Below are 14,273 nucleotides of genomic sequence, written 5' to 3' on the forward strand. Positions count from 1 at the left end.
ATGGAACAAGAAGAAAATAGGGCATTGGTTTTTGCAGAGCATCAGGAAATAGTGACACCACGTCTGCGCCTGCGTCCAGTAACATTGGCAGATGCCCAAGACATGTTTGCCTATGCCGGTGACGAAGAAACCACTCGTTTTGTTTTTTTGGCCCACCAAACGCTTGTAGACACGAGAAAAGCCATTGCTACGTATTTTATGGCGGCTCCTTTTGGCAAATATGGCATTGAAGAACCTGGTTCGGGAAAATTGATTGGGACGATTGATCTGCGGGTCAAAAAAAGTGCCGCCGAACTTGGCTATGTACTGAACAAAACCTATTGGGGAAAAGGCTACGTGCCGGAAGCGGTGCAAGTCTTGTTGAAATTAGGCTTTGAAGAAATGAATCTGGCACGGATTTTTGCTTTGCGGGATGTTCGGAATCAGGCGTCCAAGCGGGTGATGGAAAAAATTGGGATGAAGCAAGAAGGGGTCCTTGCCTCTGCCGGAATCCGTAAAGGGGAAATTCTGGATGTGGCGATTCACGCCATCACCCACGAGCGTTGGATGCAACAAGCCATCGTTTAACAGAAGTTTTCTAAATTTTTATTTGTGAAAAAGCAAAGGAGGAAGCGTATGATTTTACATTTAAGCAAAGAAGTTCAGAAAAAACTGACTGATAAAAAACAAGCCGGTGATCGGCTCTTTCTTGATTTTGAAGATGGAGAAGGACCGTTTGCCGCAACGGCTATCACTTGTCGTTTGGATGTCAGCTTTCGTTTTTTACTGGTGGCGCAAGGACACAGCAGTGATACGGCCATCTATGACGAACGATTGACGACTGAGATTGGGGAAATTTATTTTAAGCATTCCGCAGAAAAATATTTGGAACCAGAAGTCGAAGCTGTTTTTAATTCTGCCTATGGAACGATTCAGCTTAAAGGAAAAAGTGGTGTATTGGCAGATAATGTTCCGATCATTTCCGTCGATCAGAAGTTTGCAGGCTGAAAAATGGGAAAACTTGCCGTAATCAGTGACCTGCATGTAGATATCAATCGCCTGACCACTGAAGATTTGGAAAAAATTGCTGGGGTCCTGCAGGCTGCTCAAACCACCCGAGTACATTTTGCCGGCGATACCGCCAATCACATTCATGCGGCATTGGCCGTGTTTGATTTTTTTCAACAACACTGGCAGACGACCTTTAATTGGGGCAATCATGAAATGGCAGATCTCTCAGAAAGCGGGATCGAAGAATTTGACGATGCACGCTTTTTGAATTTTCGAACACTACCTCTTTCTGAAAATACTGTTCTTTTAGGGATGAATGGCTGGTACGATTACCAGTATGCAACAAATTTGGACCCACAAAAGATTTTGCGAATGAAGCGATTGTATTGGTATGACCGTATGATTCAGCGAAAAGCCAGCGATCCTGAGATTACGCAACAAATCATCACGCAATTGCGACAATCCTTGGATCAGTTGTCTCAACAAAAGAAACAAATTATTTTGGCGACTCATTTTGTGCCGCGACGGGAATTTATCGTTTATCAAACCGATCCTAGTTTTTCACGATGGAATGCCCTGAATGCTTTTCTGGGTTCAGAAGCTATCGGGGAAGTTTTGGATCACTATCCAAATGTAAAACAAGTGATTTTTGGGCATACTCATCGGCGTTTTGCCGACAAAACGATTAATGGGATTGAATACAGTTGTCGTCCCTTCGGCTATTTTTATGAATGGCAGCTGACCCGACAGTTTATGTCGGAATACCAGTTGATTGATCAGATAAATCCCTTGAAATTTCGCGGGATTATTCGACAAAACCAGCCGCTTTTTGATGCATACAAAGAACAACATCTGGTAGAAGAAATTCAGCAGGCAATCACCTTTGTCCCCTACTAAAAAAGGCGTGGAAATCCGCAGATTTTCACGCCTTTTTCTGGCTAAATTTTATAAGAAGAGTGCTTTATAAAATAGAATTGCAACGATGCTGGCTAAAATCGGCGCAACAACGGGTACCCATGAATAGCTCCATTGGGAATCGCCTTTATTTTTCAAAGGCAGTAAAGCGTGAACCAAACGAGGACCGAAGTCACGAGCTGGGTTCAAGCCGGGGCCAGTTGGTCCACCTAAGGATGCAACCAGTGTCCAAACCAAGAAACCTAAAGCAAAGTGGGCTGTTCCCAAATTGTCTTGGAAGAAAGGTGCTTTCGTGATTCCGATGGCACCAAGAAACAAAATAAATGAACCAACAAATTCATTAACGAATCCGTTGAGTTTTGAACCAACACTATTGATTGTCGAGAAAGTTCCCAAAATGTGTTGAGGATTTTCTGTTTGATCGTAATACGGTTTGTAGCAGGCAACAATAATTAATTGACCAACAATGGCACCAAGTAATTGTGCGATGATATAAGGAACAACTTCTGCCCAAGGGAACATACCGGCTACGGCTAAACCAATCGAAAAAGCGGGATTGATGTGGTTTCCACTGATCGAACCGAACATCATAGCTGGAATCATAACCCCACAGCCATACCCTACAGCAATCAGCATCCAGTCACTGCCATATCCTTTTGTGCCTTTCAAGTCTACGTTTGCTACTGCACCATTTCCTAACATAATTAACAGAGCAGTTCCGACAAATTCCGCTGCCAGACGAGTCATTAATGAATAATCCAAAATATACTTCCTCCTAATATTTTTTGTCAGTGATGCAGAGCAATGCAATCAGTGCAAATAGAAAAAATCAAATGATCGCTCGGAAAACACCAAACATTACTATGTAACCAAAATTTCTGAAAATTTTCAAGTAGAAATACATTAAAATTGCAAATTGTTTTTTGTGAAGGGAAAAGGTATAGTGGGAACAAAGAAAAAAGGAGGAAAAAAAGATGACATTTGAAGAGATTTTACCCCAACTAAAAAAGGGAGCAAAAATCATCCGGGAAGGCTGGGGTGGTTTTGAATTATACGTGACATTCGTTGCCGGGGATGAATTTGAAGGACATCCAGTAACACCGTATCTATTGATTAAAACCTCAGACGAAGGTTTTTCAAGTTTTGCACCGACAGTTTGTGACATTTTAGCAGAGGATTGGAAGATCGTGACCCCATGAAGCCAAACGAATTTACCGGAAAAGTCGTTTTCGTAACGGGAGTAGCTTCAGGCATTGGTTTGGCACAGGCAAAAGCTTTTCTAACTGCCGGAGGAATCATTTTTGGTGTGGATAAAAAACCACAGGGAGCCGAATTAAAGGAAGAATTCCCCGCCACCTCGTTTTTTCTAATGGGTGATCTTGAAGAAGCCGAATTTTGCCGACAAGCTGTTGCGCAATGTCTGGAAAAATTTGGTCGGATTGATATCTTGCTGAATACCGCCGGCGTTTTGGACGATTACCGTCCGCTGATGGAAACCGACGAAACACTATGGCGTCATATTTTAGGAACAAACCTGGATAGCATGTTCCATTTAACAAAAGCCGTTTTGCCGACGATGCTTGCCCGAAAAAATGGGACGATCATTAACATGGCTTCTATTGCCAGTCTTGTGGCTGGTGGTGGCGGAATTGCCTACACAACCTCTAAACATGCGATTGCCGGATTTACCAAGCAATTAGCGCTGGATTACGCAGCCAGCGGTATTCACGTTGCTGCAATCGCTCCTGGTGCAATTCAAACACCGATGAATGCAGCGGATTTTGCCGGTGAAGGAAAGATGGCCAAATGGGTCGCCGACGAAACACCAGTCAAACGCTGGGCACAGCCGGAAGAGGTTGCCAATCTAACCTTATTTTTGGCTAGTGAACAGGCTAGCTACCTTCAGGGAAATATCCTGCCGATCGATGGCGGCTGGCTGTTAAAATAAAAGAAGAAAAAAACAGCGAAGCCAATCTTTTTTGGCAATCTGCTCTTGCCAGATGCGGTTTTTTGATTAAGATAAAAGATAGCGGAAAATTTCCGCACTGCGGCACTTCAATCCTTTGGTCGCAGTTATTACCAAGTCATTGACTTGTAAAGGAGTGTCGAAAAATGAATAATCACGAGGTACGTTCAGCTTCTCGCTGGACCACGAAAGAAACTGCTAAGATGGCGCTGGTTGCCAGTTTATATGTGGTAGTCACGGTTTTTCTGGCAGTCATCAGTTTTGGTGCGGTACAAATTCGCTTATCAGAAATGTTTAATTATCTGGCGTTGTACAATAAGCGATACATTTGGGCAGTAACCGTTGGCGTGGCAATCGCCAACATCGCTTCACCCAATGGATTGATCGATGTCGTGGTAGGGAGTATCTGCACGCTTTTTGTGCTGTTGTTTAATCAATGGCTGACAAAGCGGATGAAATCAATGAAAAATAAAATGGTGGTCACAGCGCTGGTTTTTGCTGTCTCTATGTTTACCGTTGCCGGTCAGTTGACTATTTTATACCAAGCACCATTTTTCTATAATTGGCTGATCATCGGCTTAGGGGAATTGGTCTCCATGACGATTGGCGGGGTCATCATTCATTTTATCGGCAAACGAATCGACTTAACGAAATAAAATGTCACAGCTCATTTCGATTGAAGGATGAGCTGTTTTTTGTTGTCTGAAAAAGAAAAGACGACTACAATGATGGAAAAAGTAAAAGAGGGATGTTTGTTGTTCACGGAAAAAAGTTTTGCAGTTTTTACTATTGCTGGGTTGGAGCCAAGAATGGCTGCTATTCGTGCAGAAATCCAACCGGTTTTTCATTCATTACAGGCTGAATTTCAGCCGATAATCGAGGAACGGATTCAAAAAGAGCTGTTTCTTCATATTGCCCAGCATCGCCGCCGAAGCGTGTACCCACCGGAAAGTACCCTGTCAGCGTTGAGTCAAAAAAAGCGGGGCTATAAAATGGAGCCCCATTTCCAATTAGGCATTTGTGAAGAGTATGTTTTCATGTGGCTGTCCTTGATTGATCAGCCACCGCAAAAAAGTGAAATGGCGGAAAAAATGTTGACACATCACGAGCTGTTTGAAGAACTGCCAAACGATAGCATCCTTAGCCCAAACCATATGGAAAATGCTGTGCTGCCGCTGGAAAGTACAACCTTGGAAAAAACCTTACGGCGTTTGCGGGATGTGAAAAAAGGGGAATTTCAAGTAGGGCGTGTGCTTCTAAAAGACAGTGAACTGTGGCAACATCCGGAAGAAGCCAAGGCTTATATGCTAGAGAGTTATCTTGCTTTAGTCCCTCTGTACAATTTGTTAATGCAGGTGTGAAAAGGTTTTGATTGTAGTGTTTATAGGATTTTGATAGAATAAGAAGCAGGAGTTGCTAATGCACTTCAAAAAGTTATTTTCAATCAGGAGGAAAGTTACATGAATAAAGCAGATTTAATCGCAGCAGTAGCAGAAAAATCCGGATTAACGAAAAAAGACGCGACCGCCGCTGTAGGAGCTGTTCTTGAAACAGTTGAAACTTCTTTAAAAAACGGTGAAAGTGTTCAAATCATGGGATTTGGAACGTTTGAAGTACGTGACCGTGCCGCAAGAAAAGGCCGTAATCCACAAACTGGGGAAGAAATCACCATTCCAGCTTCAAAAAATCCAGCTTTCAAACCAGGCAAACAATTAAAAGAATCAGTGAACTAAAAACAAGAACCTGAAACCTAGCGGACGCAAAAACGTCTTTGGTTTCAGGTTTTTTTATTTATTCAAACGAAGCAAATAGCTGCTTAAACGGGTGTGGATCATGATGCCGATTCCCCCGGCTGCTACAGCTTTGATCACTCCCGGCAGTAAGAAAGGCACCATTCCGGCATTAAATGCTCCCAGCCAATTCATTTCTGTACTGAGCTTTAACCAGAGGGTACCAAAAAGCAGAGTGACGAAAGCCCCAAGAATATTTCCCAAGAAGCCCCCAAGGTAGGAATAGTGCATTTTTTCCACGAGCCATCCTGTCAGCAAACCGTTAAAAATAAAGCCAATCAAAAACCCTCCCGTGGGTCCAAACAGCACACCGATTCCGGCAGTTCCTCCCGCAAAAACCGGCAAGCCCAAAAGTCCCAATAGTAAATAAATCAACACTGCCCAGGTTCCGTTTTTTGCGCCTAAAATTGTCACGGTCAACCCCACAGCAAATGTTTGCAGGGTCATGGGAATCAGACCGAATGGAATTGTTATTGGCGATAATGCTGCGATAATGCCCGCAAAAATTGCGGCAGTGAGTTGTTCCCGTAAAGTGAATTGCATAAGTAATCCTTCTTTCGTTAACTTTTATTTTTTAGTTAGTTGACGTTCGTTAACGAAATTATATTATTTGGTTTACGAAATGTAAAGTTTTTTTCGTGTTTTTTGTAAAAATCGGTAAAAGGCTTTTTTTTTTGGATGCTTTGGTTAAGAAATTTTTGAAGATGTACCCAAGAAAAACCAAAAGCGTTGTTCTCGGCTGTACCCACTATCCATTTTTAGCGCCGGAAATCAAACAGTATTTTTCTGATGAAGTGATAATTCACAAGGGGTATCAAGGGGTGGGAAGTCATCTGGAAATTATTTTACGGGAAAGTAATCAGCACCAGAAGACCCTATCATTTTTGGTCTGACGGCTTTCTTGCTATACTTTTAGTAAGAGATGGAGCAGAGAGGGGTGGGGAAGTTGCTTTTGCTGTATCGTTTGCTTTTGTTTGTCAATACGGGGATCAGCGGTTTTTTCTTATTTGATTCCTCAATAAAAATGGCGCAACCGTCAACCTTTAGTGAAAGAGCGTATCAGATTCAAATCTTGTTGCTGGTGGTGATGCTCTGCTTGTTTGTGGCAGGTACAATCATGAAAAAAGCACTTTCCTCCCGGGTCCTTTGGGGGATCGCCTATGTGGTGCTTTCCTTTTGGACGACGGAGATTATTTTTCACTGGTGGCATTATCCGGAATTTTGGCAATCTTCGTTGGTCCAGACAGTATTTTTTATTGCTGAGGTGCTGGTTTTTGCGGTTCTATGTAAAAATGATTTTGAAAAAAATTTTCTGTTGTAACCGTTGAGAACTTTATGTAAAGATGCCGTTTTGGCAGTGTCTGGTCAAAGAGACCAAACACTAAAAAAATTAAGCCGTTTGTATTTGTTGCAAGACTTTACGGGAAATTGGTCCGACGATAAGTAATTGTAGCGGCAGTGCAACAATGACATTCATTTTCCAGGCGGTCAAGTATTGGCTGAAAAGCTGTTCGTTGAGTCCATTTTCCATTAAAATTCCGAATAAAGACATACAAGTGACCATGCCTAAAATCATCAAGGTAGAAATCGTCAGGATTAAAATCAGCTTTTTTTCTGGATTAATCGGTAAAGAAAAAGCGATTTTTTTCGCCAGTCCACCGACAACGAAAACATCCAAAATAAAAGCGACGATAAAACCGGGAATCAAGCCGATAAGCAGCTCCGTTAGTGTCAATGAATCATGCAGCCAAAGATTATAGATACTCATTCCTAAAACCATGAGAAAGCACATCATCGTGGTAAAAATAATTCCTTCTTTTTTGTTTGTTGGCAAGTAAATTCCTCCTTCAATTTTTGTTGCGAAGGTTAGCCTAACATATTTTAGCGTTTCTCGTAAGTTTTTTTTGAAAAAATGCGATGAAAATTTTCTGTTTTTTATTTCAAGACAAAAAAAGAGCAGCCTCGAGAGGTTGCTCTTTTTTGAAAAGACGCTTATCTGTTGTAGAATTCAACGACAAGGGCTTCATCGATGTCTGGGTACATTTCGTCGCGTTCTGGTAAACGAGTCAATGAACCTTCTAATTTTTCATCATCAAAGCTGATAAACGCTGGACGTCCAACGATTGCTTCAACAGCATCTTTGATTGTTGAGATATTTTTTGATTTTTCACGAACAGAGATCACTTGACCCACTTCAACGTGGTATGAAGGGATATCCACACGTTTGCCGTCAACTAAGATATGACCATGGTTGACTAATTGACGTGCTTGACGACGAGTTGTTGCAAGACCTAAACGGTAAACAATATTGTCCAAACGTTGTTCTAGGTAGATCATGAAGTTAACACCATGTTTTCCTTCTTTGACCTTGCTTGCTTTAACGAACAAGTTGTTGAATTGGCGTTCGTTCATTCCGTACATATGACGAAGTTTTTGTTTTTCAGCTAATTGCAAGCCGTATTCAGATTTTTTGCCACGGCTGTTTGGTCCGTGTTGACCTGGTGCGTAAGGGCGACGTGCTAGTTCTTTACCAGTTCCTGACAAAGAGATACCTAGACGACGGGATATTTTCCATGATGGTCCAGTATAACGAGACATTAAAGATTCCTCCAATAAAATAGTTTTGGAGTAAAATAATCCGATGAAAAATTCATATTCGTGCAGTCCGTTCTTCAATCTTCACCTTTGCAGCCGCGGTTACACAATTGAACCATTCTGGCAACGAACTGGTGACGAGTTATTATCTTTCTGCTGCATTATTTTACACAAATGGTAGTATACTTTATTTAGACAGCTTATGTCAAGGAAGGCAGCGGAAAAACGCTGGAAAATGAGCAATGGAGGAATGAGCATGGAGCAAGTAATCTTTCCGAAAAATGAAGAAAATGCTATAGCAATGGCACAATATATGAAAAACCGGTTTCCTTTTGCCGGTGTACCAAAACCGCAACGGGCATTCCTGCAAAAATCGCTTCTAACTGCCAGCAAAAATTGGTCGGTAGAGGACGTTTTGGTGGAGATCACGACCTATTATCAAAAAGAGAAACGGGAATACCAGTATTTGGCAATCGATTTGGCACAAAAAAATGTCCGTCGATTTTCCTTTGAGGAATTGGAAAAACTGCTTGTTTTGACTGCGCAAAAGGAATGGTGGGACAGTATCGATTCCTGGCGAAAATTTTTTGGTACTTGGATCTTGCAGCATCCGGAAAAGCTGGAAGCGGTTTTCTTACTGTTTGATCAGCAACCAGACTTTTGGCTGCGGCGAATCGCTATCACATTGCAGTTGCAATTCAAGGAAAAAACTGACCGAGAGCTGTTGAAAAAAGCCATTGAGTATGATATGAATACAGAAGAGTTCTTTATTCAAAAAGCCATTGGATGGGCATTAAGAGAGTACAGCAAAACGAATCCTGAATGGGTCCGACAGGTGCTTTTGAACCAGCACTTCAGCAAGTTGGCGACTCGAGAAGCTAGTAAGTATCTATAGAATAAGAAAGTGAGACGACACAACCCTTATGAAACGAAAACTTTTTGCTTTTGATATTGATGGAACCCTTCTTGACAATGAGAAGCAACCGCTGGACAGCACGATGGAAGCACTGGAAGAACTGCGAAAAGCCGGGCATTTGGTGACAATAGCCACCGGTAGAAGTCGGTTTCACGCTAAAGATGTGATTCGCGATCTTGGATTTACTAATTATGTTTTATGTAACGGTGCCGCCGCTTTTTTGGATCATCAACAAATTTATAAGAATCTTTTAGACCGTTCTGAATTGGATCAATTCGTAGAAGAAGCCAATCAATTGGCAATCGATACAGCCTTTATCAGTATGGATGTTGCGAAACGTTCTACATCAATTAATGTAGAGGTCATGGACGAAGCGATGAAATCCTTTGGGGCGACATTACCGGAATTGGATCAATTATTCGTAGAAGATCAAGAGGTTTATCAAGCACTGGCTTTTTATAGCCGACAATACGAAGGTTATTTTGATCAAAAATATCAAAAATTACGCTTCATTCGTTGGCATGAAAATTGTGTTGATGTTGTGCCGAAAAACGGTTCAAAAGCGGCAACGATTTTAAATGTTGCTAATCGTCTAGGGATTGATAGAGAAGATGTTGTCGCATTTGGTGATGGATTAAACGACCGGGAAATGTTGCGGGAATCCGGCTTAGGGATTGCGATGGGCAATGCCACTGCAGAAGTGCAGGCAGAAGCGGATTTTGTCACGGCATCAAATGAACAAGACGGTATTTGGAAAGCACTGAAAGAATTACATTTGCTATAAACTACCCCGTTAAGTTTTGAGAGGAGCTGTTTCATGGATTTTGTAAAAGAGGACTTTGACTATTATCGTCGTTCCATTCAACTGATGTACCAAGGATATTATCGGTTGCGTTTGAGTTTGCTGGCAGTTTGCGGACTGTTGTTGGCTGTCTATTCAGCAATCACAAGAGATAGCTTGTTGATAAATGGTTTTTTGTTGCTGATACTCATCGCTTTATTCGTTTATCTGGTACTTCAAAGCCGTAAATTTGATGAAATCTACGACGCTTTTTTAAGAAAAAATCAACCGGCTCAAATTTATCAGTTGGTGGAGGATGAATACAGCTACACCGCAAAAGAAACCGGGCAAGAGGAAATACACATCAAGAAAGTCAAAGTTCGCAATTTTCCTTCCAGAAACAAACAGTTCACGCTGATGGTGGGCTTTGAAAAAGCATTTTTCTCCTCCCAACCACTACAAATGGTTTATTATGACATGTTGGAATTAACCTACGAAGAAAGTTTTCGTTTAAAACGAAACGGCTACAGTCGGCTTCCCCGTTTCTTGCGGCGTTTTTCTTTGACAAATATCAAAGGATCAATCACGGATTTGTTTCGTTTTATTTTTGGGAATATTTTCTTATTGTTTTTAGTCTATCGCCTGATTCGCTATTTGCTTGCACTGTTACGGATGTGACGAAAGCAAACTTGCGAAAAGGAAGTTGTAAAAGCGTAGTCGGATAATAATCTGGCTAGGCTTTTTTTGTTGTGTGTGATACCGTTAAGAAAAAGAAAGAGCGGAGGAAACGAGATGAAGATTGCATTGATTGCCCATGACCGCAAAAAGGACATGATGGTCAAGCTGACGACAGCATATCGGGAAATTTTAGTGAAGCATGAATTGTTTGCCACGGGAACGACCGGAAAACGAATTGAAGAGGCAACCGGCTTGCCAGTTCATCGCTTCAAATCTGGTCCATTGGGAGGAGATCAACAGATTGGCGCGATGATTTCAGAAGATGCACTGGACATGGTAATTTTTTTGCGGGACCCATTAGCGGCACAACCCCACGAACCAGATGTGACGGCACTGATCCGCCTGTCGGATGTGTATGAAATTCCCTTGGCTACGAATATTGGCACCGCAGAAATTTTATTACGGGGACTAGATGCTGGTTTTGCTGATTTTCGTGACATTGTACACGAGCTGGAAGAAAAGCCGATTTCTTTTTGAAAAAGAAGTCGTCTTCCATGCATAGGGTGATTATTTTAATTTTAGAAACGCATTTTTAGAATAGGGTGAAAATATGTCAGAATTATTAACCGATTTTTTACGTTATGCCAAAATCAATACTCGTTCCGATGAAACCTCAACTACGATTCCTACGACGCCTGGTCAAGTTGATCTAGCATTGCTGTTGAAGGATCAATTACTCGACTTGGGGTTGGAACAGGTTGCCTATCACCCGAAGAATAGTTTTACCATCGGGGTTTTGAGAGGTGATCCGAAAAAAACAGCGGTAGGTTTTATTGCCCATGTGGACACCGCAGATTTTTCTGCGGAAAATAGTCAACCGCAAGTCCATGAAAATTATGATGGGCAGGATGTTGTCCTGAATGAGGGCAAGCAGATTGTGTTATCGGTCACGGAATTTCCTAATTTGTTGGATTATGTAGGAGAAACGTTGATCACAACTGACGGCACGACTCTTTTAGGAGCAGATGATAAAGCCGGGATCGCCGAAATCATTGACGGAATTCGATTGTTAAAACAGGTTCCAGCTGCTGAAAGAGGTGATGTCTGGGTGGCATTCGGTCCAGATGAAGAAATCGGTCGAGGAGCAGATTTGTTTGATCCTGACGATTTTCCGGTGGCGTTTGCCTATACTTTAGACAGTGGACGCGTAGGGCATTTTGAATATGAAACCTTCAATGCGGCAAAAATCGAAATTTTTATTGATGGCACGAGTGTTCATCCCGGAACAGCCTACCAGCAAATGGTCAATGCCATCAAAATTGGGGAGCAAATCGATCAACAACTGCCTCAAGCAGAAGTTCCGGAAAAAACACGGGAATATCAGGGCTTTTATTTGCTGAATAAATTTATCGGGGATATCAGTCATGCAGAGCTCCACTATATTATTCGGGACCATGATCGGGAAAAATTTGAAGCCCGCAAGCAAAGGATTTTGCAAATCATTACCGAACTTAATGAAGAATTGCAGCAGGAACGGATTAGCTATCGTTTGTTTGACCAATACTACAACATGCGGGAAATTATTGATCAAGATCCCCGCAGTGTCACCTATGCCAAACAAGCGATGGAAAATTTAAAAATTCCCATCAAGATCACTCCTTTTCGCGGGGGGACAGACGGCTCGAAAATTTCCTATAAAGGAATCCCAACACCGAACTTATTTACAGGGGGCGAAAATTTCCATGGGCAATATGAGTTCATTACCTTGGAAGCTATGGAAAAAGCCCGAGATACGATTGTTGAAATCGTTCGCCTGGCGAGCGGAGGGAAATAAAAAGCAGGCAGAAAAGGAAAATTCCTTTCTGCCTGCCATTTTTATTTTTTGACAGTCGACTCTTTGACAAATTTAAAATGCAGCGTTTTTCGCTCCGGCATGTTTTCTTTGTGCTCCTGCACTGCGGCCTTCACGATTTTTTCGCGTTTCTTTTTGTATTCGTTGATGCGACGTGCCAAAACTTCCTCGTTACTTTTTTTCATGAAGAATCCCTCCAGTTAGTTCTGATAATGCTTACAATGTTATTCTATCATGCTTTTACAACGAAGAAAACCGCTTTGTTTGTGATGGAATACACGATTGTAAATAATTCCGTGTTATTCTATCCCGCCGAAACGATCCAACGGCCACAAAACGATTCGAGCGACACCTTCAATCTCCTCCTTAGAAATTGCGCCAATGTAACGGCTATCAGTGGAATTGGTTCGATTGTCGCCTAAAACGAAATAACTGTCCGCGGGAACTTCAAAAACAAAGTCCTCGGTAAATGTTTCACGAGTGGTCAAAACTTCTTCACTTAATTTTGGATCAAGGTATTCTTCGGTGTATTTTTTCCCGTCAATTACCAGCTGATCTTTTTGAATTTCCACCGTTTCTCCCGGCAGACCGATTACTCGCTTGATATAATTCCGATCCTCATTAGGTGCATCGAAAACCACAATGTCGAATCGTTGGATATTGTCAGTATTTTTGGACATCAACAAGCGTTCATTATTGATTAGTGTCGGCAGCATGGATTTTCCTTGGACGATAATTGGAGTAATGATATAGTGACGGATCAATAGAATAGCGACAACAAATAATGCAAGCAATCCGATTCTTTTCAAAAATCGCGCCATAAGTCTCCTCCTTTTCGTTTGTTAATTTTATTCTAACCAAAATTCAATAAACTAGATAGCAAAGTGTCTTTTCCTTTGAAAAAGGAGGCGGGCTTTTTTTTCCACCCAAAAACAACTATAATAAGGAAAGATGTCAAAAAGAGAAGAGGAAAAATTGTGCGGGTATTGTTTATTGGGGATGTTGTCGGTGCTCTTGGCCGCAAAACCATTACAGAATATGTACCAAAATTAAAAAAGAAATACCGTCCACAAGTCACGATCTGCAATGGAGAAAATGCAGCTTCTGGTCGGGGAATCACCGGAAAAATCTATAAAAAATTTTTACAAGATGGAATCGATGTCGTCACGATGGGAAACCATACGTGGGACAATCGGGATATTTTTGAATTTATCGGAGAAGCGAAAAAAATGATTCGGCCAGCCAATTTTCCTGAAGAAGTACCGGGAATGGGGATGGTTTTTGTCAAGGTCAATCAAGTAGAGCTTGCGGTGATCAACCTGCAGGCACGAACCTTTATGGTGGCGTTGGATGATCCCTTTAGAAAAATCGATGAGCTGTTGGCAACGGCACGGGAACGAACATCCTTGATTTTTGTTGATTTCCACGGGGAAACAACAAGTGAAAAACAAGCGATGAGTTGGTATCTTGATGGACGTGTTTCAGCCGTCGTCGGAACCCATACCCATGTGCAAACCAATGATGCTCGAATTTTACCGCAAGGAACCGCCTATTTGACAGATGCAGGCATGACCGGTCCTTATGATGGTATCTTAGGCATGAAACGAGAACCCGTGATTGAACGATTTTTGACGACGTTGCCTCAGCGGTTTGAAGTAGTGGAAAGCGGTCGAACCATTTTATCCGGTTGCCTGATTGATATTGATGAAAGAACAGGCAAAGCAACTGCAATCCATACGATTCAAATCAGTGACGATCGACCATTTGACGAATAAGCGAATAGGATGAAA

21 protein-coding genes are annotated in these 14,273 nt (G+C 41.9%); 15 read left to right on the forward strand and 6 right to left on the reverse strand.

The genetic code is table 11. The annotated features are described in order from the left end of the window. From BAU16_RS11035 to BAU16_RS11045, 3 genes are read left to right on the forward strand one after another with little or no spacing between them, the layout of a single operon-like run. Positions 1-567 carry a GNAT family N-acetyltransferase gene (locus BAU16_RS11035; protein WP_161527088.1) on the forward strand — a complete coding sequence of 189 codons (567 nt, stop codon included), beginning with the start codon at positions 1-3 and terminating at the stop codon, positions 565-567. 48 nt (positions 568-615) lie between these two features. Next, a complete protein-coding gene (locus BAU16_RS11040) occupies positions 616-987 on the forward strand; it encodes an iron-sulfur cluster biosynthesis family protein (protein ID WP_048604527.1) in 372 nt (123 codons plus the stop codon). Positions 988-990: 3 nt separating this feature from the next. Further along, positions 991-1,887 (forward strand): metallophosphoesterase, encoded by an 897-nt coding sequence (locus BAU16_RS11045; RefSeq protein WP_161527089.1) that lies wholly within the window; start codon positions 991-993, stop codon positions 1,885-1,887. A gap of 48 nt (positions 1,888-1,935) precedes the next feature. On the opposite strand, the gene BAU16_RS11050 is transcribed toward BAU16_RS11045, so the two are convergent. Further along, complete coding sequence (locus BAU16_RS11050) at positions 1,936-2,667, reverse strand: MIP/aquaporin family protein (protein ID WP_048604525.1); 732 nt, start codon at positions 2,665-2,667, stop codon at positions 1,936-1,938. Between the two features lie 212 nt (positions 2,668-2,879). On the opposite strand from BAU16_RS11050, the gene BAU16_RS11055 reads away from it, so the two are divergent. From BAU16_RS11055 to BAU16_RS11075, 5 genes are all read left to right on the forward strand, one after another. Further along, positions 2,880-3,104, forward strand: a complete 225-nt coding sequence (locus tag BAU16_RS11055; RefSeq protein ID WP_048604524.1) for a DUF2829 domain-containing protein — start codon at positions 2,880-2,882, stop codon at positions 3,102-3,104. Next, positions 3,083-3,853, forward strand: a complete 771-nt coding sequence (locus BAU16_RS11060; RefSeq protein WP_442896823.1) for a 3-oxoacyl-ACP reductase — start codon at positions 3,083-3,085, stop codon at positions 3,851-3,853. The genes BAU16_RS11055 and BAU16_RS11060 overlap by 22 nt, the downstream gene beginning before the upstream one ends. 164 nt (positions 3,854-4,017) lie before the next feature. Beyond that, positions 4,018-4,527 carry a QueT transporter family protein gene (locus BAU16_RS11065; protein ID WP_161527091.1) on the forward strand — a complete coding sequence of 170 codons (510 nt, stop codon included), beginning with the start codon at positions 4,018-4,020 and terminating at the stop codon, positions 4,525-4,527. Positions 4,528-4,626: 99 nt separating this feature from the next. Continuing rightward, positions 4,627-5,232 (forward strand): DUF1054 family protein, encoded by a 606-nt coding sequence (locus BAU16_RS11070; RefSeq protein ID WP_161527139.1) that lies wholly within the window; start codon positions 4,627-4,629, stop codon positions 5,230-5,232. A gap of 99 nt (positions 5,233-5,331) precedes the next feature. Further along, positions 5,332-5,604, forward strand: a complete 273-nt coding sequence (locus BAU16_RS11075) for an HU family DNA-binding protein (protein ID WP_048604521.1) — start codon at positions 5,332-5,334, stop codon at positions 5,602-5,604. 54 nt (positions 5,605-5,658) lie between these two features. Here the strand turns inward: BAU16_RS11075 and BAU16_RS11080 are convergent, their stop codons facing one another. Continuing rightward, positions 5,659-6,204, reverse strand: a complete 546-nt coding sequence (locus tag BAU16_RS11080) for a biotin transporter BioY (protein ID WP_161527092.1) — start codon at positions 6,202-6,204, stop codon at positions 5,659-5,661. 394 nt (positions 6,205-6,598) lie between these two features. Here BAU16_RS11080 and BAU16_RS11085 point away from each other — a divergent pair, with 394 nt between their 5' ends. Then, positions 6,599-6,982 carry a hypothetical protein gene (locus BAU16_RS11085; RefSeq protein WP_048604518.1) on the forward strand — a complete coding sequence of 128 codons (384 nt, stop codon included), beginning with the start codon at positions 6,599-6,601 and terminating at the stop codon, positions 6,980-6,982. A 69-nt stretch (positions 6,983-7,051) separates the two neighbouring features. Here the strand turns inward: BAU16_RS11085 and BAU16_RS11090 are convergent, their stop codons facing one another. Next, positions 7,052-7,495 (reverse strand): DUF2798 domain-containing protein, encoded by a 444-nt coding sequence (locus tag BAU16_RS11090; protein WP_048604517.1) that lies wholly within the window; start codon positions 7,493-7,495, stop codon positions 7,052-7,054. A gap of 158 nt (positions 7,496-7,653) precedes the next feature. Beyond that, on the reverse strand, positions 7,654-8,259 hold the full coding sequence (rpsD, locus tag BAU16_RS11095; RefSeq protein WP_048604516.1) for a 30S ribosomal protein S4: 606 nt from the start codon (positions 8,257-8,259) through the stop codon (positions 7,654-7,656). 253 nt (positions 8,260-8,512) lie between these two features. Here rpsD and BAU16_RS11100 point away from each other — a divergent pair, with 253 nt between their 5' ends. The 5 genes from BAU16_RS11100 (at position 8,513) to pepT (ending at position 12,465) form a co-directional block, all read left to right on the forward strand. After that, a complete protein-coding gene (locus tag BAU16_RS11100; protein ID WP_161527093.1) occupies positions 8,513-9,151 on the forward strand; it encodes a DNA alkylation repair protein in 639 nt (212 codons plus the stop codon). A gap of 28 nt (positions 9,152-9,179) precedes the next feature. Then, complete coding sequence (locus BAU16_RS11105) at positions 9,180-9,956, forward strand: Cof-type HAD-IIB family hydrolase (protein WP_137604847.1); 777 nt, start codon at positions 9,180-9,182, stop codon at positions 9,954-9,956. Positions 9,957-9,989: 33 nt separating this feature from the next. Continuing rightward, positions 9,990-10,631 (forward strand): hypothetical protein, encoded by a 642-nt coding sequence (locus tag BAU16_RS11110; RefSeq protein ID WP_161527094.1) that lies wholly within the window; start codon positions 9,990-9,992, stop codon positions 10,629-10,631. Between the two features lie 114 nt (positions 10,632-10,745). Further along, a complete protein-coding gene (gene mgsA / locus BAU16_RS11115; RefSeq protein ID WP_048604512.1) occupies positions 10,746-11,168 on the forward strand; it encodes a methylglyoxal synthase in 423 nt (140 codons plus the stop codon). A gap of 73 nt (positions 11,169-11,241) precedes the next feature. Continuing rightward, on the forward strand, positions 11,242-12,465 hold the full coding sequence (pepT, locus tag BAU16_RS11120; RefSeq protein WP_048604511.1) for a peptidase T: 1,224 nt from the start codon (positions 11,242-11,244) through the stop codon (positions 12,463-12,465). Positions 12,466-12,506: 41 nt separating this feature from the next. Here the strand turns inward: pepT and BAU16_RS13615 are convergent, their stop codons facing one another. After that, positions 12,507-12,668, reverse strand: a complete 162-nt coding sequence (locus BAU16_RS13615) for a hypothetical protein (protein WP_171000772.1) — start codon at positions 12,666-12,668, stop codon at positions 12,507-12,509. 114 nt (positions 12,669-12,782) lie between these two features. Further along, entirely contained in the window at positions 12,783-13,304 is a 522-nt protein-coding gene (lepB, locus tag BAU16_RS11125) for a signal peptidase I (protein WP_048604510.1), read from the reverse strand. Between the two features lie 156 nt (positions 13,305-13,460). Here lepB and BAU16_RS11130 point away from each other — a divergent pair, with 156 nt between their 5' ends. Then, positions 13,461-14,258, forward strand: a complete 798-nt coding sequence (locus tag BAU16_RS11130) for a TIGR00282 family metallophosphoesterase (RefSeq protein WP_048604509.1) — start codon at positions 13,461-13,463, stop codon at positions 14,256-14,258. Positions 14,259-14,273: the final 15 nt, after the last annotated feature.

The organism is Enterococcus sp. JM9B (assembly GCF_009933265.1).
GTDB lineage: Bacteria > Bacillota > Bacilli > Lactobacillales > Enterococcaceae > Enterococcus_C > Enterococcus_C songbeiensis.